Raw genomic sequence first — 22,163 nt, 5'->3', positions numbered from 1 at the left:
GAGTATCCCTTAACCACTGACGCCCGCTCTGCGGCCGTCGCATAACGCGAAACCCAAAACCCTAAAAGCGCCATGAAAAGCATGAGAACCACCCATCCGCTCCAATGGCTCTCAGCAGCCTTCGCAATTAGCCTGTTCTACTCTCTTCACGCAGCGGCGGACTCTCCAGAGAGCTTGCCAGACGCCGAAATAAACCGGGCTATCGAAGAAAAGTTCCGCGTCGATCCGGTCGTCCCCTACAACGACATCGACGTCTACACCCTGGAGGGCATCGTAAACCTCGAGGGCGAAACGCAAAACCTGCTCGCCAAGCGCCGAGCCAGCCTCGTCGCGGAAACCGTCAAGGGCGCGCGAGCCGTGACCAACCGAATCAAGGTCAAGCCTCCCGAATCGATCAGCGCCGCGGACCTCAAGGAATCCATCGAAGACGCCTTCCTTTACGACCCTGTCGCCGACGCCTACGAGATCGAGGTCCATACCCAACAAGACGGAACCGTACGGCTGACCGGAGAGGTCGACTCCCAACAGGAAAGCGAGCTCGCCGCGAGGGTTGCCATGGGAGTGAACGGCGTCACCCAGCTCCACAACGAGCTCAGCGTGAACCAGCAAACAAGACGCCCAGACCACGAAACCAAAGCCGAGATCGAAAGCCTTCTCGCTTGGAACACTCTCGTCGATGACGTGCTCATCGACGTTCACGTACGAGACGGGGTCGTCAAGTTGAACGGCACAGTCGGGTCGCTCACCGAAAAGCGACAAGCTGAAAAGATAGCCTGGGTCGGCGGTATCAAAGAAGTAGATACATCAAACCTTCGCATCGAGCATTGGGCTCGCGACGAAGCGCCAGGGGCAGACAAATATGCAAGCAAGAGCGACGAATCTATCCAGCAGGCTATAAACGACGCCCTCATCTACGATCCCCGCATCGTCGGGCAAGACGTTACTCCCGAGGTCGACGAGTCCTGGGTCACCCTTTCGGGTAATGTCGACAACCTTCTCGCCAAAGAATCCGCCGAGACGATCGCTCACAACACCGTCGGCGTGAACGGCGTCACGAACCGAATAGAAATCCGCTCCGAAAAGTCCTTCGACGAACAGGCCCTCACAGACATCATCACCTCAAAACTCGATCGCGACCCCTTGGTTCGCTCCGATGCCGTCAATGTATCAGTCCGTGGGAGCACAGTGCGGCTCACTGGCGTGGTTGACAGCCTTTTCGAAAAAGCCCGCTGCGAGACCCTCGCCCAATCCACCCTCGGAGCCACCGAAATCAAGAACGACATCAAAGTAACGGAGCAAAAGCCTGCCATCGCCTACGTTCCCAACCGCTCACTCGATGACCTGTCCACAGCCATCCACGACGGAGCCGCAACCTTGCTCGGAAAAGTCGAATCCCAAAAGGAAAAGTACGCCGCCACGGAAAACGCGATCGAAGGAGGCCCCTTTTTCGCCGCAAGCAAAATCGTAGTAGACAGTTGAATACAAGAGCGCTAACGTGAGTCCACGAATCGCTCCCCCACGTGCAAGTCACACCCATTATCCAATAGCCCACAGCCCCTCCAGCCCCCTCTCGTGGGCGGCGTCGCTCAACCCAGGAATAACAATGACCACAACCCCTCGTACCCGCACCGACTCCGACTCCCTCGGGCCCGTCGAAGTCCCAGCCGATGCCCTCTGGGGCGCCTCCACCCAACGCGCCCTCAACACCTTCCCAGCGTCCTCCACTCCGCTGACCAAACGCTTCATCCACAGTCTCGGCATCCTCAAAAAAGCCTGTGCCACCGCCAACGCGGAACTGAAAACGCTTCCTCCCGAAGTCGCCGAGCTGATCCAACAGGCGGCTAGCGAAATCGCTGTCGGCCAGCACGACGCCCAATTCCCGGTCAGCGTCTTCCAAACCGGCTCCGGCACCTCTACCAACATGAACGCCAACGAAGTCATCGCCAACCGCTGTTCGCAGCTCGCCGGCGAAGCCCTCGGAAGCAAAAGCCCCGTCCATCCCAACGATCACGCCAACCAAGGCCAATCCTCCAACGACGTCATCCCCACCACCCTCCACCTCAGCCTCGCGCTCGCCCTCAAAGAAGACCTGCGCCCCGCCCTAGCAGAACTCGGGAAAGAACTTGCCCAAAAGAGCGAAGCCTGGAGCGACGCCATCAAACTTGGCCGTACCCATCTCATGGATGCAGTCCCCGTCACGCTCGGTCAGGAGTTCTCTGCCTTCGCCCGCCAAATCGAAAAGGCGAACCAGCGAGCCGAGCGCGGACTCGACCTCCTCAGCGAACTCGCCATCGGCGGCACCGCAGTCGGCACCGGACTCAACGCCCACCCACGCTTCGGCTCGATCGTCTGCCGTATCTTAAAATCCGATACAGGCATCAACTTCCAAGAAGCCAGCAACCACTTCGAAGCCCAATCCAGCCGCGACGACGCTGTAGAGCTCGCCGGCATTCTCTGCGCCATCGCTACCGCCCTCAGCAAGATCGCCAACGACATCCGCCTCCTCGGCTCCGGGCCACGGGCCGGCCTCGCGGAGCTCCTCCTCCCCGAAACCCAACCCGGTTCCTCCATCATGCCCGGCAAGGTCAACCCCGTCCTCTGCGAATCCATGGTGCAATCCTGCCACAGCGCCATCGGCCACTGCCAAACCGCATTCCGCTGCGGACAAGACGGACACCTCCAGCTCAACGCCACCTTGCCCCTGCTAGCCTCAAGCCTCCACCTCGCCATCGAGGCCCTCGCCAACGGTTGCCAAGCCTTTACCCAACATTGCATCAAGGGGCTCCAGCCCAACCGAGAACGCTGCCAGAGCTACGCCGAAAACGCCCTCGGCCTCGCCACCGCCCTGAACCCAGAAGTTGGATACGACGCAGCCGCCAAAGCCGCCAAACTCGCCCACAAGAAGAACATCTCCATTCGCCAAGCGGCGGAAGAGCTCGCGCTCCTCAAGGAAGGAGACCTCACTCGCATCCTATCCCCCCATACGCTCGCTCACCCACATTCGTCCAGAGACCAGCGTTAAGCCCCCTAAACCTGAGTCTCCGCGATACGATGCCGCACGATCGCCACCGAGCGCGGAAAGATCACGTCGCAAAGATCGAAGGCACGCTCCACCAAAGCAGGCGGTAGAGCCGGCTCCGCAACTTCGACCGCGCGTATCAAAATGTTAGATACCGTGTAATCGTCCAACACGCCCACCGTTTCGTGCAGTTCCCCCTTCGATACCGACTCCAATACAACCAGCGACCCACGATAGCATTCGAACACCGGTTCGTAGGCATGAGGCAACACCTTCAGCAGACTCTGACCCAGCTCCGTAGCATGTTTGTCCGCTCCACCCACCTGCTTCATGGTATCGCTCCGCTGCTTGACCACCCCCACCACCAAGCCTACCGACTGGCTGAAAGCGTCCTTTAGCATACCATACAGGTTGCGAATCGAGCGGCGCAGGCGTTCGAACAAGCCCCGACGCCGCAGGTCCTCGATCTCCTCCTCCCAAGCCGCCCTCGCTTCCGACTCCACCTTCGGAGCCGGACGATAGATCCGTTCGATCTCCGCGATCTTCTTGTCGTAGAAAACGTAGCTCGCCTTGCTGCGTCCGATCCCCATCGACTGCGGCGAATCGTAGGTCAGCTCCAAGCAAGTCGGAAACACCCGCAGGCTGCCCCAGATGAATTGCCCGTCCTTCATCTTGATAAAGACGAAATCCCCGTTGAAAGACTTCAAACAGGCGTCCTTGCGGTGGCGCTCGATCACGATCCCGATGATCGCGCTCAAAAACAGCAGCCCAATCGGAGCCCAAATCAAAACAGTCGGCGACATTTCCATGACCCACTCCAGAAATCACTTTCCCTCCGAAAACCAAGCCAATTCGCTAGCTCCGAAGTCACCTACCCCCCCCTCATCGTATTCACATCCTAAACACAAAAAGGCCTACCCTCTGCAGGGTAGGCCGGAAATCGGTTCGAATCAGAAGAGACGACTACTTGGCAAAACGGCGGCGAAGACCGACGAGACCAAGAACGCCCAATCCGAGAAGCGCGAAAGATGAACCGGAATCAGGCACCTGAGCCTTGAAGGTACCTGCCCAATGGTCAAAGCCAATATCAGTGTAAACGGTACTCTCAACGCTCCAGGTTACAGTTTGACCGCCTTCTGAATATTTACCTTTGAAGTTCAATGATCCTGTATTCTGATTGAACTGGAAAAGGCCGGTCGAAGTAGGGTCAGTCGTCAAAATCTCGATGTTCCCCACCGGAATCCAAGGCCCAAAAAGCACGTACTGTAGGTAGCCGGCAATTCTGTCATCGAAAGTGAGGGAAACACTATTTCCTACGAAAGAGGTAAAAGTGTAAGTTTCAGTTACTCCGGTGGTATTGAAAGCGTGATCCTTCAAGTTGAAATCGAATTCAACTGAAGTCGCCGACTCAGAGACAGGAACGATTATCGCACTGGCTTGGCTTACTACGAAAAGCGACGCGAGGGCCGCGAGGGACAATAGTTTTTTCATGAATAAGAGGTGGTTAGATATTTTTCTTAGCAGGTTTGGGTGACTCCATTTGCGGAGCCAGACCTGTAAAAGCTAAGCCTGCGCCAGATTCACCCTAGCCGAAAATGAATAACTATTCATCAACGACTTACGTATGAAAATTTTTCTCGGTTCCCCATTGCTTGGTTTGATAATTCGTAAAGTTTTCTAACAAAACTACCCCAAGGGTTAACACTACGCTTCCCTATCACACTATTCATCAAGCGGTTACGCAACACCATGCATGACTGACCGAATCACTTACACTTCTGCCTTTTTATCTCAGGTTTAACCTGAAGGCCTGCGCAGGAAGCGTATCAGGGCCCTCACCCTCTCCCCGTTTCCAACTGCTTTTGCGAGCGAGCTCTAAGATTTGTCCTACCGAGTTTGGCTTTATCCAAGCTTTTGGTGCCGCCTCCTTCTTCACTCCGAGCCCATAGTCGAATCCTACCCCGATTCACTCCCCCGTCACCAACAGCCCCAAGCGCGTTTTCGAACATCCGCTCCCCCCCCGCGACCGCCTCGTCGACTCGCAAATCTCCCCGTACCGCTCGCAAACTTCAAAACCCTAAAAACCTTTTCCTATGATCAACAGAGTTCTCAGCTTGCTCCTATTCCTCTCGATCTCCAACGCCGCCCTCGGACAAAAGCCTAGCCGCATCGAGCCCCCCTTCTGGTGGGCCCAAATGCCCGTATCGGAGCTGCAAATACAATTTTACGGAGACAACATCGGCCTCTACCGAGCAAGCTTGCAGACGCCGGGCGTAAACATCACCCGCCAAGTCGCCGTCGACTCCACCAACTACCTTTTCCTCTACCTGGAGATCGACGAAAGCGTTCCGCCATCGAGCCTGCCCATCACCTTTACGCGAACCGGGCACCCTTCCTTCACCGTCGACTACGAACTCCGCCAACGCGAACCCACCACAGGACGCAACCAAGGCTTCGACGCGTCCGACCTCATTTACCTCATGATGCCCGACCGCTTCGCCAACGGCGACCTCCGCAACGACGAAATCGAAGGACTCACCGAAGGCGTCGACCGCTCCGACCCCACCAAACGCCAAGGCGGCGATATCCAAGGCATCTCCGAGCGCCTCGACTACATCGACGAGCTCGGAATGACCGCCATCTGGTTCACCCCCATGTTCGAAAACAACTCGCCGCCCAGCTACGGTGGATACCACGGCTACGCCGCTACCGACATGTACCGCGTCGATCGTCGCATCGGCTCGAACGAATCCTACAAAAAGCTCGTCTCGGACGTTCATCAACGCGGCATGAAGGTCATCATGGACATGATCCACAATCACATTGGACTCGACCACTGGTGGATGAGCGACCTCCCCACTCAGGACTGGGTTCACGACGTAGAGAAATTTGGATACACCAACTTCAAAGGCACCATCCCCGGCGACCCGCACGCATCCCAGTACGACTGGAACCGCCTCATAAAAGGATGGTTCGTCCCCTACATGCCGGATCTCAACCAGCGCAACGAACTGCTCGCCGACTACCTCATCCAAAACTCCATCTGGTGGATCGAATACAGCGGCGTCGACGGTATCCGCATGGACACCTACCTCTACCCCTACCCCGAATACATGGCTCGCTGGACACAAGAAGTCCTCGCCGCGTATCCAAACTTCAATATCGTCGGCGAAGTCTGGGTCGAGACCGTCGCCCACGAGTCCTACTGGCAAGACGACGCACCCAACGTCAGCGACGGCTACGACTCGAACCTTCCCTCCGTCACCGACTTTCCCCTCAGCTTCGCCATTCGTGACGGACTGAAGGAAGACTTCGGCTGGACCACCGGCCTGAGCAAGATCTACTACGCCTTCGCCCAAGATCGCCTCTATACCGACCCCAACAAAAACGTCATCTTCATCGACAACCACGACATGAGCCGCGCCTTCGTGCACCTCGGACAGGACGAAGCCCTCTTCAAAATAGCCTACACCGTCCTGCTCACCGCCCGCGGCATCCCCCAAGTCTACTACGGGACCGAGCTGATGATGGGACACGAGGATCGAGGTGGAGACGACGAAGCCTGGCGGCAAACCATGCCAGGCGGCTGGCCCGACGACGATCGCAGCGTATTCACAGAGTCAGGACGCACCGACAAGGAAAACGAAATCCTCGCTTACATGAAGGCCCTCAACCACTGGAGAAAAAACGCCTCCGCCCTCCACCATGGCAAACTGCTCCAATTCATCCCCGACGATAACACCTTCGTCTACTTCCGCATCCTCGAAGACCAAGCCGTCATGGTCGCCATCAACGGCGCCAAAGAGCCAGCCACCCTCGAAGCGGCCCGTTTCGCCGAAGTCCTGGATCGCTTCAACCAAGCGACCCTCGCCCCGCACGGAACCGCTTATAATATAACAGATAAAATAACCCTAGCTCCTCAAAGCGCGCTTATAGTGAACTTATCCAATTAATTCTCGGCAGCCCGCCGGCTTAGGTCCCCGTCCACCCCTCCTCTAGGGACGTCCCCCTAGATTCTCCCGCCCCTTGTTCTCTACGGACAAGGGGTTTCCTTTTTCGCTCAAAACCAGCAACTTACATCGCCCCGACACCTAAGGCTCACCCCAAAAACATCATCCCCGCCAATCCCGAAAAACCCCGATCTAAGTTTTGTCCTATCCATATCAGTTTTATGAGACAGATGCGGTTGGAAAACGGGACAAAGGGGAGCGATACTATAAACACTCCAAGAAAGCGACCCAACCGGCCACTGGCAGACCTTTCTTTATTATCGTTAACCCAACGTGCGCTCGCGCCACTAGCTAATAATAGTGGGCAGGACGGCTACCTACTAAATACCCCGTTCGTTTGGCACACCCCTACAAACGTCTAGAAATATCACAGATATGAAATACAAAAACGCACCCACGACCCTTACCTCGGTCACGCGGTCCAGCGCCGCTGCCCTGCTCTTGCTCGGCCTCGCAACCGCCCCCGTTTCCCACTCCCAGGAGGACGACGAAGAAGTGTTCACCCTGGAAGCGTTCAAGGTGACAGGATCCTTCGCAGGCAGCCTCGCAGCCGCCGCCCAAGAAAAGAAGTTCAAGCCCACCATCGTCGAAGCCATCTCCGCCGAAGACATCGGCAAACTGCCCGACACCAGCATCGCCGAATCCCTGGCTCGACTCCCCGGCATGACCTCCCAGCGCGTCAACGGACGCAGCCAGGTCATCTCCATCCGCGGCTTCCCTTCCGAATTCACCACCGGCCTGCTCAACGGCCGCGAGCTCGCCACCACCAGCAACAACCGCGACATCGAATACGACCAGTTCCCCGCGGAACTCCTTTCCGGCGCTACCGTATATAAAACGACCGAAGCCGCCCTCGCCACCCAAGGCATCAGCGGCACCGTAAACCTGCAAACCGTACGCCCCCTCAGCCACGGAAAAAAGACCGTCGCCACCAACGTCTTCTACGAATGGACGGACAAAGGCGCCCTCAACGCCGGCTCCGACGACGCAGGTATCCGCTTCACGGGTACGTACATCGACCAGCTGCAAGAAGGCAAAGCAGGCATCGCCTTCGGCTTTTCCCATACCGACAAGCCCGGACAAGGCGAGCAATGGCAAGCCTGGGGCTACCCCAGCGGCGACACCGACGAGTACGGAAACATCAGCATCATCGGCGGAGCCAAGCCCTTTGTACGCTCCAGCTCGCTCGAGCGCGACTCCTTCATGTTCGTCTACGAAAACAAGCTCGCCGAAAACGTACACTCGACCTTCGACGCCTTCTACTCGAACTTCGCGGAGACCCAAATGCTGCGCGGCATCGAACTCCCCCTCTGGTGGAGTTCCGCCCAGTTCCGCGACGGCAGCGAGGTGGTCGACGACGGCTTCGTAGTCGAAGGCATCTACGACAACGTCTACGGCGTCGTCCGCAACGACATCGCCAGTCGCGACGCGGACGTCTACGCCTTCGGTTGGAACCTCGAATTCGCAAACCTCGGCGACTGGACCGCAGACGCCGACATCGCCTACTCCAAGGTCGATCGCGTCGACACCGTGCTGGAAACCTACTCCGGCACCGGCTCGAACCAAAGCGGCACTCCCGACAGCATCGCCTTCAACATGAGCGGCGGCACCGGAGCCATCTTCACTCCCACCATCGACTACACCGATCCCAGCAACCTCGTGCTCTCCAGTCCGCAAGGCTGGGGCGGAAACATCGTCCCCGGCGGACAGCTTGGCTACCTCAAGGAGCCGCAAACCGAAGACGAACTCCTGCAAATCAAGCTAGGCGCCAAGCGCGGACTGGAGAACAAAACCTTCAGCAGCCTGCAAGTCGGCCTCCGCTACACCGACCGCTCCAAGTCCGAAGCAGAAGTCGGCAAGTTCCTCGCCCTTCCCGGCGGAGCCACCGAAGCCCCACTGCCCAGCGTCATCGGCACCACCGACCTCAGCTTCATCGGCATCGAAGGCATGGCCAGCTACGACCCCATCGCCGCTCTCGACGCCGGCACCTACCAGGTCATCAACAATCCAAACGCGGACGTAGTCGCAGTCGACTGGAACGTCGACGAACAAATCACCCAGCTCTACACCCAGCTCGACATCGACACCCGCATCGGCGACACCCCCGTCACCGGCGCCGTCGGCTTCCAATACATCTTCAGCGAGCAATCCTCCAGCGGCCTCGCCGCCAGCGGAGAAGGAGACGCCGTGGAAACCCTGCCCGTCACCAACACCCACAGCTACGAGGACTTCGTTCCCTCCCTCAACCTGAACTTCCTCCTCCCCCAAGACCAGTACCTGCGCTTCAGCGCCGCCCGCCAGATCATGCGCCAGCGCATGTCCGACATGCGTGCCGGCTACCAGTTCAGCTACACCCCCGCCCGAGCCAACATCTCCGATCCCATCGATGGACCCTGGGGCGGCAGCGGCGGCAACACCGCCCTCGAACCCTGGCGGGCAAACGCCATCGACCTGTCGTACGAAAAGTACTTCAAGGACGGCATGGGCTACTGGTCCGCGGCGCTCTTCTACAAAGACCTCCGCACCTTCGCCTACAAGCAGAAGCAAATCCGCGACTTCACCGGATTCCCCTACGAAGGCGACGAGCCAGCCACCTTCCTCGGCGGCGTAGAAGTTCCCCAAAACGGTAGCGGCGGCAGCGTGCAAGGCCTCGAGCTCACCCTCTCCCTCCCCGGCGAAAAGCTGAGCGACTCGCTCAAGGGCTTCGGCGCCATCCTCAACGCCGCCTTCACCGACAACAACGTCCAGCCGGATCCCAACGACGCCAATACGCCCCTCCCCGGCTTCTCCGACAAGGTCGCCAGCGCCACCTTCTACTACGAATCCGAAAACGGCTTCTCCGCCCGCGTCAGCGGCCGCTACCGCTCCGAATACCGGGCCAACGTCGCTTCCTTCGGACCTCGCGGCGAGGACTTCCGCACCGTGCAGGACGAGACCGTCATCGACGGGCAAGTCAGCTACACCTTCCAGTCCGGAGCCCTCGAAGGCGCCTCCCTCATCCTGCAAGGCTACAACCTCAACGACGAGCCCCTCGTGACCTACGACGGCACCGACCCGCGCTTCGTCCGCGACTACCAAAGCTACGGCCCGTCCTACTCCATCGGCATGTCTTACAAATTCTAAGGACGAAAAACGAGACACGGGCTGGCCGAGCAGGGACCTGACTCGGCCAGCCCTCTTCTTTGAACCTCTCCCGCCCAAACGCGGACCGATCACCCGCAAACGAACTCGAAAAAATGTCCACTCTCGCACACAGTTGGCTGACCGCCCGTCAGTCCGGAGCCCTCCTCCACGTCAGCTCCCTACCGAGCGACACCGGAATCGGCAACCTCGGAGCAGGCGCTCAAAACTTCGTGGACTTCCTCGCCGCCGCCGGCTTCGCCTACTGGCAAGTCTGTCCCGTCGGCCCCACCGGATACGGCGACTCCCCCTACCAGTCCTTCTCGGCATTCGCCGGTAACCCGTACTTCATCGACCTCGCCGAACTCGTCGAGCGCGGCCTCCTCCAGGAGGACGAAGTCTCCGAGCTCCGCCAGCTCCCAAGCGACCACGTCGACTACGGCCAACTTTACCACCGTTTCTGGGGCATCCTCGCCAAGGCCCACTCCCGCTTCGACCCGCAAACCTTCTCCTTCGAAGACGGACAATCCTTCCACGAGTTCTACGAATCCCAAGCGTATTGGCTCGACCCCTACACCACCTTCATGGCCCTCAAGGCCCGCTTCGGGCAACGTTCCTGGGTCGAGTGGCCGGTCTCCTTCCGCGACCCTAAACGGATCTCCAAAATCAAGCTCGCCCAACCCGACGTATCCGAACGGTCGCGACACGCCTTCTACCAATACGTTTTCTTTCACCAATGGACTCGCCTCAAACGCTACGCCAACGAAAAAGGCGTGCAGATCGTGGGCGACATCCCCATCTACGTCGCCCTCGACAGCGCCGACGTCTGGAGCCGCCGCGACAACTTCCTCGTCAAAGCCGACGGCGACCTCGATTCCGTCGCCGGCGTCCCGCCCGACTACTTCTCCGAAACCGGACAGCTCTGGGGCAACCCGCTCTACAACTGGAAGCATCTCGAGAAAAATGGATACAAATGGTGGATCGAACGCATCCGCTCCAGCCTCGAGCTCTTCGACGTGCTCCGCTTCGACCACTTTCGTGGCTTCGCCGACTTTTGGGTAGTGCCATCCCATGCCCCCGACGCCTCGGAAGGGGCGTGGGAACTGGGCCCCGGCATCGCCCTATTCCAGGCCATCGAACAAGCCATCCCGGAAGGCAAGTTCATCGCCGAAGACCTCGGATACATCAACGAAAACGTATTCAAACTTCGCGAACAAACCGGCTTCCCCGGCATGAAGATCATGCAGTTCGGCTACGGGCACGACGACAATAACGTCAACCTCCCCCACTTCTTCGAACGCAACCAAGTCGTCTACACCGGCACCCACGACAACGCGACCACCCAGGCGTGGCTCGACTCCCTCAAAGGCGAAAACAAGCAAAACGTATTCGACTACTTCGACCTGCACGACAGCCCCACCGTCCACCGCATCCTGCAAGCCGCCCTCGCCTCCGTCGCCCGACTCGTCATCACCCCCGTGCAAGACCTGCTCGGACTCGGGCCCGAGGCCCGCATGAACGAACCGGGCACCTCCATCGGAAACTGGCAGTGGCGCCTCGATCCCCAAAACTTCGAAACCCTCACCCAAGGCTCCGTCGACCGACTCCTAACCCTCCACAAACGCTACCACCGCGTTGACGACACCCAGCAGCGCAACTACTCTGCTCCTCCGGAAAAGAAGACAACCTTCGACGAAATCCCCACTGCTTAAGCCTTTTCGCTTCGCCCCAAATGACCCAACAACGACTATCCTTCTGGCAAATCTGGAACATGAGCTTCGGCTTCCTCGGCATCCAATTCGGATGGGGACTGCAGATGGCCAACATGTCCGCGATCTACCAATACCTCGGAGCCGAGGAGAGCGAGATTCCCATGCTCTGGCTGGCAGCGCCGATCACCGGCCTGATCGTGCAACCAATAATTGGATACTACAGCGACCGCACCTGGACTCGCCTCGGACGCCGGCGTCCCTACTTCCTCGTAGGCGCCATCCTCGCCAGCTTGGCCCTCATCGCCATGCCAAACTCCTCCACCCTCTGGATGGCCGCCGGCCTCCTCTGGATCCTCGACGCATCGGTCAACGTATCCATGGAGCCCTTCCGCGCTTTCGTGGGCGACAAGCTCCCCGAAGACCAACGCAAGACTGGCTTCGCCATGCAAAGCCTTCTCATCGGCCTTGGCGCCGTAGCCGCCTCCTCCTTGCCTTGGGTTTTCAGCAACGTATTCGGCATGGAAGCCGGCTCCTCGGAAGGCAGCGCCATTCCGCAAACCGTCAAGATCTCCTTCTATATCGGCTCCGCCATCTTTTTCTTCGCGGTGCTCTACACCGTTCTCACCACCAAAGAAAATCCGCCTGAGAACATCGAAGCCTTCGAGCGCGAAAAGGCCCAGTCGGCCGGAGTCGGCAACATGTTCGCGGAAATCTTCTCCGGCATCAAAAGCATGCCCAAAGCCATGCGCCAGCTCGCAGTTTCCCAGTTCTTCACCTGGTTCGGCCTCTTCTGCCTCTGGCTCTACTTCTCACCTGCAGTTGCGACTCAAGTCTTCGGCGGAAAAGTCGGCGAGGCCGCCTACCAAGAAGGCATCGAATGGGCCGGCGTTTGCCTGAGCGCCTACAACTTCATCGCCTTCCTCTTCTCCTTCGCCCTCATCGCCCTGACCAAGAAATTCTCCGCCAAAGCCATCCATACCGTTTGCCTAACCTGCGGGGCGTTTGGACTCGCCTCCACTGTCCTCGTATCCAACCCTCAGATACTGATCGTCTCCATGGTCGGCGTCGGCATCGCCTGGGCAAGCATCCTGTCCATGCCCTACGCCATGCTCTCCAACGTGATTCCCGCCAAGAAAATGGGATTCTACATGGGCGTATTCAACTTCTTCATCGTCCTCCCCCAAATCGTCGCCTCGCTCGGACTGGGCTTCGTCGTCAAGCACCTGTTCTCGAACAACGCCGCCATCGCCGTCGCCCTCGGCGGAGCCTCCCTAGCCATCGCCGCCATCTCCCTCCGTTTCGTAGAAGAAGACAACTAGCCGATCCTCCCGGCAATATAGCCCGCGGGGCTCCTACGGCTTCATGCTGCTCGACTCCACTCCCGCAAACCGGGCCAAGTCCTCCAAGGCCTCCTCGGTGCTCACCACCCGAGCGTAGCGATCCTTCAAGGTCGCGATGCTCGCCTCGTGCAAGCGTGGAGTCACCGTGGCGCAGGCATCGTCTACCATCGTCACGAAATAGCCAAGGTCGCTCGCCGCCCGCACGGTCGTCTCCACGCACTCGTTCGTGTAGACGCCGCAAACGAAGAGCGCGTTCACTCCCATGTTGTTGAGCACGAAATGGAAGTTGGTCGAAGAGAACACGCCACTGGCCGTCTTGTTGACAACCACCTCGTCGCCAACCGGCGCCACCGCTTCCACAAACTCGGCCTCCTTCGAACCGGGAGCCGCCAATAGATCCAAACGCTTGTGCCCCGCGCTCCGATCCCGTCCATCCTGAGTCAAAGACTGTATTCGCGTATGCATGACCTCTAGCTGGCACGAGCGAAACGCATCCTGCAAACGCCTCACATTCGGCAATACCGTCTCCTTCAAGCGGCTGAAGTAATAGTCACGCCCTTCCTTCGGCACGCCCGACTTTTCCGGCTCGCGAAACACGCCAAACCCCTCCACCGCGTCGAGATACTGCAAATCGATGCAGAGCAGCCCCGTGTTGTGGTTTATCAATTGCTTGAAATGCCCGGGATTATCCACGATCGAATCGTGGTAGATCGACTTCAATGGGTCGCTTTGCTTACTCGTGTCTTTACTCATTGGATACAGGTCATGTCTTAGCGGATCGCGCCATGCGATCGATTGCCCTCAAGCAGAGATTCGCTCCGGCTTCGATGTCCGACCAAGCCGTCCACTCCGCGGGCGAATGGCTTTTCCCCTCCCGGCTCGGAACGAAAATCATCCCGATCCGAGTGAGCTGAGCCATGATCTGGGCATCGTGAGCCGCTCCGCTCGACATCTTCAAATAGTCTAAGCCCAAGCTCTGCGCTTCCTCCTCCAGGACTTCGATGATCTCGCCATGGCATTCAGTCGGCTCGATCTCGCTCTGGATCTCGTAGTCGAACATCAGCTTGCGGCGACGCGCGATAGCCGACAGCGCCCGATGAAAGGCTTGTCCCAGATCTTCCAATACAGCTTTCGACGTATCCCTCACGTCGATAGTCAGCTCCACCAGCCCCGGTACGGTATTCGGAGCGCCGGGCAAAATCTGCGCTCTGCCGATGGTAGCGCGACTAGACTCCGCGCCATTCTCTTCCAAGATACGCGGAATCTCGTGAGCGAAGTCCGCCAGACCCATAAACGCGTCCTCCCGCATCTCCATAGGCGTGGTGCCGGCATGGTTCGCCGTGCCGCGAATTTTGATGAGCCACTTAAAGAGACCGGTGATGTTCTCTACGATCCCCACCGACTTCCGCAAACGGTCCAGCACTGGCCCTTGCTCGATGTGCAATTCCAGATAAGCATCGATCTGCTCCGCCTCCAAGCGGGCATCCAACGCTTCCAACGGATTCATGCCGCAGCGAGTCATCGCTTCCGCCAAGGTACAGCCCTCCAAGTCACTGTAGTACTCCAAGGTCTCCGGCGTGACCGCCCCGACCACCGCTTCGGAGCCAAACATCCCGCCAAAGCGGCCTTCTTCGTCGCTAAAAGCCACGAGCTCCAGATGCCGCGTATAACCATCGGTCCCCCGTTCCTTGAGCGTGCGCAAACACTCCAGGGCCACCAGTACGCCTAGGCTCCCGTCCAGAGCTCCCGCGCAGGGAACCGTATCCAAATGGGAGCCTACCAGAAGCGTTTTCGTCGCTTCGTCCTCGGCCGCCAGGCGACCGAAAACGTTAGCCGCTCCATCCATCCGCACCGCGAGCCCCAGCGCCTCCAACTTCCGCCGCAACCAAGCCCGCCCTTCCATATCCGCTGCCGAGAAAGCAGTTCGATACAGGCCGCGATCCTCCGGATTCTTTCCAATCTCGGACAGCTCGAAGAAGTCCTGCTTCAGCCTTTCGATATCGATCGCCAACGGCATAGTTTTTCAGCGTAGTTACTAGTTAGATACAACTGGGGTCTCGACGAAGGTCTCGCTCAAGATCTGCAAGCATAGCAAGTGATTCAGCAAGGTGTCCTTGCGGGTTAGCGAGACGGGGTCCTGATCCTTGCGATAGTCCTCGAGGAACCTCGCCGTCCGCTCCGGACTGAGCAGCTCCGCCTTGCGCAAGGCATCCGGGTTCAAGAAGCGGTCGATCAACTCGTTCACCTTGGCAAGCTTGTCGGGGCTCGTGTGCGCAGGCGGGGCCATGAAGGCGAACTTCTCGCGCTTGTAGAGCACTTCCGGCAACACGCCTTTCACCGCTTCGCGCAGCACCCATTTCTCGATGTTCCCCTTCACCCTCAGGCTAGGAGGCACCTGCATCGCCACCTCAGCCAAGTGATGGTCCAGAAAAGCAGGACGCGATTCCATAGAGTTCGCCATGTCCACCCGATCGCCGCCCCAGTTCAAAATCTGGCCCTCGAGCTGACACTTGCTCCAGGTATACTGGGCCTTGTCGAGCGCATGGCGGTTCATCAACATCTTGCTATCGATCTTGGAGGCGATCGCCTCGATCGGATCGTAGTCGCCAATCTCCTCCAAGGCGTCATCGCTCAACAACGGCTTCGCCAACTCCAAGGTAGCCATCCAAGGCTGTATCCACGACGGCGTGAACCCGCACAGTTCCTCGAAGGCGGGATGCGTCATCTGGTTCTCCGCCAAAATCGCCCCCTTGAACAACTTGTTCGATTCGTCCAAAAGCCCTTGCAAACGGGCTCGCTCCTGCGGCGTCTCGTGGTCCAGACCGTAGAGAAACATGTCACGCTTGAAGGCTGGATAACCGCCGAACAGCTCGTCGGCACCCTCTCCCGTCACCACCGTTTTGTATCCACATTCCCTGACTCGCTGACTCATCAGGTACTTGGCGACCCCTAAGGTGTTGTAAAACGTACGCTCCGCGTGCCAGACAGTCTTGATAAAATTTTCGCCGTACAAATCGTCCGCCTTCAAGTTGATCTGCTCCTGGTCAGCTCCCATGCTGTCGGACATCTCCTTGGCGATATGCGCTTCGTCGTACTTGTCGTCGTCGAAGCTGATCGTAAACGCCTTCACAGGGCTCTGCATCGCCCCCGTGGCCAGACCGAGAATGCTGCAGCTGTCGATCCCTCCCGAAAGGTAACAGCCTACCGGCACGTCCGCCTCCAAACGAAAAATCACCGATTCGATCAGCTTCTCCCGAACCTGTTCGACGTGATCCCTTTCGCTCATCATCGCGTCACGGGCATCGATCTCCGGGAAGTCCATATCCCAGTACTTACGAGTCGACGTCTCCAGCTTTCCATTACGCTTCCTTACCACCAGCATATGGCCTGGCTCCACCGCCACGATCTCCTCGAACGCGGACGTTCCCGGCTCGATCGTTTGCATTAGCTGGTGCAAGGCCGCCTTGCGGTTCAAGCGTTTCGGCACATCCGGATGGGCCAAGATCGCCTTCACCTCCGACCCGTAAACGAAGGTCTCGCCGGAATTGTAATAGAACAAGGGCCGAATGCCAAAGCGGTCCCGCACGAACAGCATCTCGTCCTTCTCCCGATCGTAGAGAGCAACTGCGAACTCGCCACGCAAGTGCTCGACAAAGGCCTTGCCGTATTTCCGATAAAGCGTGAGCGCAATCTCGCTATCGGACTTGCAACTGAAGCGTTCCCCTTCCGCCATGGCATGAGAGCGATACTTCTTAAAATCGTAGAACTCGCCGTTGACCGTCAGCGTCAACGACTTGTCCGGACTGTGGATAGGCTGCTCGCCGGTATTAAGGTCGATGATCGAAAGGCGTGTATGCCCCATCGCTAACCCACGTTCCGCATCCACATAGCTTCCTTCCCCATCGGGACCGCGATGCTCGATCGTCTTCAGCATCCGAGACAGGGTGTACCCATCCTCTGGATGCATTGCTTTTACTGAAAATATTCCTGCGATTCCGCACATAGTTTCCTTAGGTTTGGACTTGAGAACGTCAATGCGCTCCAGTCCTTGTTCTACTTTACGGTTGGTATTTCGTCGGGCAGTCGATCCAGACGCCCGCTCACGCTTATGAGAAGCGCCTGCCGTACGAACACAGCCCCGTGGGCCTGCGAGAAATAAAGGTTGTGAGCCGTATCGTCCAAACTGCAGTCCAACTCGGACAAACGAGCCAAGGGGTGGAGTATCACCGCGTTCTTCTTAAGCTTGCTGTCTTTGTTCAGCTGGTACTCGCTGTCCAAGTTCTTGTAGCTATCTCCTAGGAATGCGATCGAGTTCATATAGATCACGTCCAACTCGGATACCCGGCTCTGCATGTCGTTAGTCACCTCGTACTTGATGCCTGCCTTGTTCAGCTCGGCCACCAAGTCCTCCCCAAAAGGATCCGCCATCTGAGATACGACAACCACCCGACTTATCCGGTCCTGAAACATCAGAGACATCAGCAAGAAACTCTTCACCGCTCGCATGCTTCCGGGCGTACCCAAAATCCCGAGACAGAGCCGCTTGCTCTTCTTGCTCGGGTCGGGACTCGCAAGCTCCGGTTTCCACTTCAAGAGCGCGTACCAGTCCGCCAAGGACTGCGTCGGATGCTCACCGCTGCCGTTGCCGGCATTGATGAGCGGCACCCTCAGGTTCTTCCGTACGCGTTCCGCCGAATCCGTTTCGGTGTGACGCATGATCACCATGTCGCAGTAAGCGTTGAACATCTCGCCGATATCCTCCAGCGACTCGCCCTTGCGCACTCCCGTAACGCCTCCCTCGGGGATGCTTAGAACCTTACCGTCCAAACGCAAAACCGCGCTCTCGAAGGAAAGGCGCGTACGCGTGCTCGCTTCGAAGAAGGCCGTGGTAACGATCTTCCCGTCCATGATGTGATAAGGAGCGATCTCGAAATTCTCCAGCACCGCGGCCAGCTTCGCTAGCTCGATCACCTCTTCGCGCTCGAAATCCTTCACACCCAAGATCGATCGCCCCTTCAGCCTACGAAGCACCGAGAGATCAATCGGGTTGTCCTCGAAAAGGTTAAGCGGCGGAGGCCTCAACGTCGCTACGCCTTCCGGAGGCTCCAAAAACTCGATATGCTTATTCAACTCCAACTTTTCGTTCATCTTACCACAGGTCCTTTGAGATTATATCCTTCACAACCATCCACAGCAGCGTAACCACGCCAGCCGCCGTCAAAAAAATCGCCGCGAAAATCAACGCGATCACCACAAGCTTAGGAAACATCACCATTACAATTTCTCCTCGTTCAGTTTACTCCATTGAAAATGCGTCTTCGACAAAGCGATCGAGCCGAAGGTAATGAGCATCGATACAATCGTCGCCACCAAGGAAGCCGTATACCAACCATATTCAAAGTACGAATACAGACCCACGGCAGACCCGCAAAGCATCGAAAGCACCGCGCCCAGCTCATTGGACCGTTTCCAATACAAGCCGGTCACCACTGGCCAAACCGCGCTCCCAACAAAGGGCCCTGCGAAAAAGAGCACCGACATAAGGTTCCCGATCCGCGGCAGGCAGATCAACCACGTCACCAGCCCCAACCCGACAATGATCACCGTCGAAATCGAACGCAGGCGGGCATCGCTCACCCCGGGGTTGAACATCTTCTTGTACACGTCTTCCGCCAGCAAGTCAGAGGTCGCCGCCAGCAAGCTGTCGATGCTCGATCCCAGCGAACAAAAGATAACAACAAAAAGCACGACCGCCCCCGCGGAACCCAGCAACTCGCCAGCGATCAAGGGTCCCGTCATATCTATATCCGTAATGTTGATACCGAGACTGTTGCTGAACAGAGCCGAAAAGCCGACCGCCAAGGGGATCGGCAACCAAAGCAGCCCGGCCAGCGAAAATGCCTTCGCTACCACCTTCTTGCGAATCGCAAAAGCTCGGCTCCACCAAACGTTGTTATGGAAAACCTCCCCGAAACCGAAAAACATGTTATTGAACAAGGACAGCAGCGCCACCGGCAGCAAAGCGTCGAACAGGGCTGGCTGGGTTTGCACCGAAGTCTCGTAAGCGTTGCCAAGGTCGATGCGCGACAGGGCCGCGATCGCCACTGCGATGATCCCGATCAAGATTACCACGCTCTGGATAAAGTCGGTCCCGATCACCGCGTAGAGCCCGCCCACCAAGGTATACAACACGCAGACCAGCAAGATCATGCTCATCCCGTACTTGTAGTTTATTCCTGCCAAGGCCTCCAGCACGATGCCGCCCGCCATCGCCATCGATACGAGCCAAGCCATCGAATAGAACAGCGAGATTCCCAAGAAGACCGACCAAGCCACCTTGCCGTAGCGCAAACGGATAAAGTCGCCGGAAGTAAAGCCACGTGGCATGAGATTTCGGATACGAGCCGCCATCGGAGCGAACAGGAACAAGCCGAAGCTCGCAGTCGTGAAGGCGAGCAATCCCCAGACTCCCATCTTCAAACCAAACTGAGGCACCACCATGATCGTATTGGAGGTCACCCAAGTCGCCATCGCCGTGGCCGAGCCGAAGGCTATGCCCACGTTTCTTCCGGCCAACATGAAGCCATCGAGGCTCTTCGACTTGCGTCCCCAGTACAGCCCCAGCCCGACCCACAGAATTCCAAAAGCGAGCAGCAAGGCCCACCCTACGTTCGGATCCAATATCGTTTCTTCTTGGTTCATCTCGATTTCGCTCTAGGAGCTCTCACTTCCTTCCGTAGCCCGGCGACCGAGCGCGATGGTACCGATCAATACAACGAAGCTAAGCGCTCCCGCCCCCATCAGCGGCCATACGATCGCCATGTCGATATAGTCAACCGTCACATTAAGACCTTCGTCTCCCCAATCTGGATACGCATCGCCTTTCGCTTTCGAACGAATACGAAATACATAATCGCCCTCCCCTAGGCCGGAAACGAAGGAGGCCGTGTCCTCCCCTTCGTAGACAAGTTGCCCAAGGCCAGAAGCATCCAGTCCCCAGCGACGCACCTCGTAGACGCGATCCCCAGAAAGGTTCCGTTCCGTCTCTCCCCACACCAGCGGCACCGTTCCGTCATCGGTCCGGTAGCTCGAGCCCTCCGGCTCCAAAAAGCCTTCGCCTAAGGCAATCGGTAGTTGCAATATGGCTACAAACAGAAACGCAGCGACCGTGCGAAACTGCGTTCTCATGCGAATGAGAGCGTGGTTCATTTCTACGAGGGTGTTACAAGGAGGTTAGGATTCGGTCCGTTCGGGTGACTTCGGGGAAACGCGACCGTTCCCCTTCAAGTCTGCCGTCGTTTCGAGAATGGGCGCCGTCGGGCTATCGACCGCCCCCTGCAGCGGGGCATCGATGCACTCGATCAGTTTCTCTAAGGAAAGCGCGATGGTTGCTCGCTCCAACTCGGGAAGCTTCTCGATCGCGTCTATTAAATTCTCCTGCAGCGGCGACGGTGAGGCCTCCACCATCTTCCGTCCCTTCTCAGTCAAGGTCACGCGGACCCGACGTCGGTCTCGCACCGAACGTTCCCGGGCCAGAGCTCCGCTCTTTTCCAAACGGTCCACAATCCCCACCGTCGTGCTCGGACTGAGGAAAAGCTCGTTCGCCAAGTCCTTGACCTCAAGCGGTCCCAGCTCGTCCAGCTTCAGCATGCACAAAAGCTGCGGCACCGTCATGCCGCTCTGCGTCGCGAGCCGACGCGAATGGCTGTCGATCGAGCGCACGATGCGACGCAACGAGCTCAGAATCCTCAAGTCGTAGCGCTCCCGGGGCAACACCGGCAGCACCTCCTCCACCTCGCCCGCAGGCAAAAGAGGAGCCTCATCTGTCTCTAATTCCTGGCTCATCCGCAAAGCCCCCGAACTGTTTCGACACGAATCATTCGTGTACGAACCTTTTTCGCGAAGCTTGGCTCTGTCAAGCCTACCGATAGATTTTAGGGGCGAGGAAACCTTCTGCCCTAGCGGGCCAGCACGATCAAAACCACCCCGAGCAAGATCCCCAGCACGCAGGGTGTCTTCGCCCGATAGTTGCGCTCCCTGAACAGCAGGTAGCCGGAAGCGAAGCTCACCAGCACGCCACCTCGGCGCAGGCAGGACACCACCGAAATCATCGCGTCCTCGTCCCGCAAAGCCTCGAAGTACAGGTAGTCGGCCACCAGCAGCGTCACCCCGATCATCGGCATGGTCCAACGCCATTGGAAGCGGCCGCGCGGCCACCAGTGCTGCCACCAGCCGATCATCATCGGCAGCATCACCACCACCAGGTAAATGGAAAACCAAGCCTGCACCGTCGAGGCCCGATAGCCGAGCGTGCCCATCAGGTACTTGTCGTAGAGCCCGCTCACCGTACCGGCCAAAGTCCCGCCGATCATCAGGAAAACCCACTTGTTGCGATGGAAGACCAAGCCTTCCTTTCGCCCCGCAAAGGACAAGGCCACGAAGGACGCCAGCGTTACTACGATGCCCGCCCACTGCATCCCGTTCGGACGCTCGGTAAAGATCACCACCGCCGCCAAAAGCGTCCACAGCGGCCCCGTCGCCCGAATCCCGCCCGCCAGGGATACCGGCAGGTGCTTCAAGGCGAAATAGGCCAGCACCCAAGAAACGGATACGATCGTCGACTTGAGCAGCAGCCGCAAGTGATCCGCCCAGCCCAAGGAATCTACCTCCAGCATAGCGAACGGCACCTCGCCCCACGCCGACCAGACCACCCAAGGAGCCCACAGCGACGCTCCCGACACCACGCTGATGAACAGGGTCGGAATCACCGCATTCCCATTCACGGAATGCTTCTTGAACACGTCGTACACCCCGAGAAACAAGGCGCTCGCTACAGCTTCGTAAACCCAAGTCATCTGTCCCGCCCCACTAGCCACAGCTCGCCCCGCGCCACAACTCATTTCAAAGCCGCGCCGAGATGCTCCTTCCTCTCCATTGCGCGTTTTCAGCATCGCACTGCCCG

The 22,163-nt window shown here is 58.2% G+C and carries 16 protein-coding genes; 6 read left to right on the top strand and 10 right to left on the bottom strand.

What is annotated here, in order from left to right; translation table 11 throughout:
* Positions 1-72 precede the first annotated feature (72 nt).
* Together QEH57_RS12750 and QEH57_RS12745 are read left to right on the top strand one after the other, a co-directional pair.
* Positions 73-1,479, top strand: a complete 1,407-nt coding sequence (locus tag QEH57_RS12750) for a BON domain-containing protein (RefSeq protein WP_309007125.1) — start codon at positions 73-75, stop codon at positions 1,477-1,479.
* Between the two features lie 124 nt (positions 1,480-1,603).
* Positions 1,604-3,022 carry a class II fumarate hydratase gene (locus QEH57_RS12745; RefSeq protein ID WP_309007124.1) on the top strand — a complete coding sequence of 473 codons (1,419 nt, stop codon included), beginning with the start codon at positions 1,604-1,606 and terminating at the stop codon, positions 3,020-3,022.
* A gap of 5 nt (positions 3,023-3,027) precedes the next feature.
* On the opposite strand, the gene QEH57_RS12740 is transcribed toward QEH57_RS12745, so the two are convergent.
* Positions 3,028-3,822: a hypothetical protein gene (locus tag QEH57_RS12740; RefSeq protein WP_309007123.1), complete on the bottom strand. Its 795-nt coding sequence runs from the start codon at positions 3,820-3,822 to the stop codon at positions 3,028-3,030.
* A gap of 160 nt (positions 3,823-3,982) precedes the next feature.
* On the bottom strand, positions 3,983-4,510 hold the full coding sequence (locus QEH57_RS12735; protein ID WP_309007122.1) for a VPDSG-CTERM sorting domain-containing protein: 528 nt from the start codon (positions 4,508-4,510) through the stop codon (positions 3,983-3,985).
* Between the two features lie 602 nt (positions 4,511-5,112).
* On the opposite strand from QEH57_RS12735, the gene QEH57_RS12730 reads away from it, so the two are divergent.
* From QEH57_RS12730 to QEH57_RS12715, 4 genes are all read left to right on the top strand, one after another.
* Positions 5,113-6,972 carry a glycoside hydrolase family 13 protein gene (locus QEH57_RS12730; protein ID WP_309007121.1) on the top strand — a complete coding sequence of 620 codons (1,860 nt, stop codon included), beginning with the start codon at positions 5,113-5,115 and terminating at the stop codon, positions 6,970-6,972.
* A 432-nt stretch (positions 6,973-7,404) separates the two neighbouring features.
* Entirely contained in the window at positions 7,405-10,152 is a 2,748-nt protein-coding gene (locus tag QEH57_RS12725) for a TonB-dependent receptor (RefSeq protein ID WP_309007120.1), read from the top strand.
* 113 nt (positions 10,153-10,265) lie between these two features.
* A complete protein-coding gene (malQ, locus tag QEH57_RS12720) occupies positions 10,266-11,861 on the top strand; it encodes a 4-alpha-glucanotransferase (RefSeq protein WP_309007119.1) in 1,596 nt (531 codons plus the stop codon).
* A gap of 20 nt (positions 11,862-11,881) precedes the next feature.
* A complete protein-coding gene (locus tag QEH57_RS12715; protein WP_309007118.1) occupies positions 11,882-13,180 on the top strand; it encodes an MFS transporter in 1,299 nt (432 codons plus the stop codon).
* A gap of 33 nt (positions 13,181-13,213) precedes the next feature.
* Here QEH57_RS12715 and QEH57_RS12710 read toward each other — a convergent pair whose 3' ends face one another.
* From QEH57_RS12710 to QEH57_RS12675, 8 genes are all read right to left on the bottom strand, one after another.
* Positions 13,214-13,954 (bottom strand): isochorismatase family cysteine hydrolase, encoded by a 741-nt coding sequence (locus QEH57_RS12710; protein WP_309007117.1) that lies wholly within the window; start codon positions 13,952-13,954, stop codon positions 13,214-13,216.
* A 10-nt stretch (positions 13,955-13,964) separates the two neighbouring features.
* Positions 13,965-15,212: a Zn-dependent hydrolase gene (locus tag QEH57_RS12705; RefSeq protein WP_343224775.1), complete on the bottom strand. Its 1,248-nt coding sequence runs from the start codon at positions 15,210-15,212 to the stop codon at positions 13,965-13,967.
* A gap of 24 nt (positions 15,213-15,236) precedes the next feature.
* Positions 15,237-17,168, bottom strand: a complete 1,932-nt coding sequence (gene asnB, locus QEH57_RS12700; protein WP_343224774.1) for an asparagine synthase (glutamine-hydrolyzing) — start codon at positions 17,166-17,168, stop codon at positions 15,237-15,239.
* 86 nt (positions 17,169-17,254) lie between these two features.
* On the bottom strand, positions 17,255-18,349 hold the full coding sequence (locus tag QEH57_RS12695) for a hypothetical protein (protein ID WP_309007114.1): 1,095 nt from the start codon (positions 18,347-18,349) through the stop codon (positions 17,255-17,257).
* Positions 18,350-18,475: 126 nt separating this feature from the next.
* On the bottom strand, positions 18,476-19,903 hold the full coding sequence (locus QEH57_RS12690) for a hypothetical protein (RefSeq protein ID WP_309007113.1): 1,428 nt from the start codon (positions 19,901-19,903) through the stop codon (positions 18,476-18,478).
* Positions 19,904-19,915: 12 nt separating this feature from the next.
* Entirely contained in the window at positions 19,916-20,410 is a 495-nt protein-coding gene (locus QEH57_RS12685; protein WP_309007112.1) for a hypothetical protein, read from the bottom strand.
* Between the two features lie 24 nt (positions 20,411-20,434).
* Entirely contained in the window at positions 20,435-21,046 is a 612-nt protein-coding gene (locus tag QEH57_RS12680) for a MarR family transcriptional regulator (protein WP_309007111.1), read from the bottom strand.
* A 113-nt stretch (positions 21,047-21,159) separates the two neighbouring features.
* Positions 21,160-22,056, bottom strand: coding sequence for a DMT family transporter (locus QEH57_RS12675; RefSeq protein WP_309007110.1), 897 nt, complete (start codon positions 22,054-22,056; stop codon positions 21,160-21,162).
* Between the last annotated feature and the right edge of the window lie 107 nt (positions 22,057-22,163).

Origin of the sequence: Pelagicoccus sp. SDUM812005 (assembly GCF_031127875.1) — a bacterium.
GTDB lineage: Bacteria > Verrucomicrobiota > Verrucomicrobiia > Opitutales > Opitutaceae > Pelagicoccus.
This window is presented reverse-complemented; position numbering and strand designations above follow the sequence as displayed.

Bases quoted from the DNA above. Each gene is read 5' to 3' on its own strand.
- QEH57_RS12750 (WP_309007125.1), top strand. From the start codon at position 73: ATGAAAAGCATGAGAACCACCCATCCGCTCCAATGGCTCTCAGCAGCC.
- QEH57_RS12745 (WP_309007124.1), top strand. From the start codon at position 1,604: ATGACCACAACCCCTCGTACCCGCACCGACTCCGACTCCCTCGGGCCC.
- QEH57_RS12740 (WP_309007123.1), bottom strand. From the start codon at position 3,822: ATGTCGCCGACTGTTTTGATTTGGGCTCCGATTGGGCTGCTGTTTTTG.
- QEH57_RS12735 (WP_309007122.1), bottom strand. From the start codon at position 4,510: ATGAAAAAACTATTGTCCCTCGCGGCCCTCGCGTCGCTTTTCGTAGTA.
- QEH57_RS12730 (WP_309007121.1), top strand. From the start codon at position 5,113: ATGATCAACAGAGTTCTCAGCTTGCTCCTATTCCTCTCGATCTCCAAC.
- QEH57_RS12725 (WP_309007120.1), top strand. From the start codon at position 7,405: ATGAAATACAAAAACGCACCCACGACCCTTACCTCGGTCACGCGGTCC.
- malQ (WP_309007119.1), top strand. From the start codon at position 10,266: ATGTCCACTCTCGCACACAGTTGGCTGACCGCCCGTCAGTCCGGAGCC.
- QEH57_RS12715 (WP_309007118.1), top strand. From the start codon at position 11,882: ATGACCCAACAACGACTATCCTTCTGGCAAATCTGGAACATGAGCTTC.
- QEH57_RS12710 (WP_309007117.1), bottom strand. From the start codon at position 13,954: ATGAGTAAAGACACGAGTAAGCAAAGCGACCCATTGAAGTCGATCTAC.
- asnB (WP_343224774.1), bottom strand. From the start codon at position 17,168: ATGCATCCAGAGGATGGGTACACCCTGTCTCGGATGCTGAAGACGATC.
- QEH57_RS12695 (WP_309007114.1), bottom strand. From the start codon at position 18,349: ATGAACGAAAAGTTGGAGTTGAATAAGCATATCGAGTTTTTGGAGCCT.
- QEH57_RS12690 (WP_309007113.1), bottom strand. From the start codon at position 19,903: ATGAACCAAGAAGAAACGATATTGGATCCGAACGTAGGGTGGGCCTTG.
- QEH57_RS12685 (WP_309007112.1), bottom strand. From the start codon at position 20,410: ATGAACCACGCTCTCATTCGCATGAGAACGCAGTTTCGCACGGTCGCT.
- QEH57_RS12680 (WP_309007111.1), bottom strand. From the start codon at position 21,046: ATGAGCCAGGAATTAGAGACAGATGAGGCTCCTCTTTTGCCTGCGGGC.
- QEH57_RS12675 (WP_309007110.1), bottom strand. From the start codon at position 22,056: ATGACTTGGGTTTACGAAGCTGTAGCGAGCGCCTTGTTTCTCGGGGTG.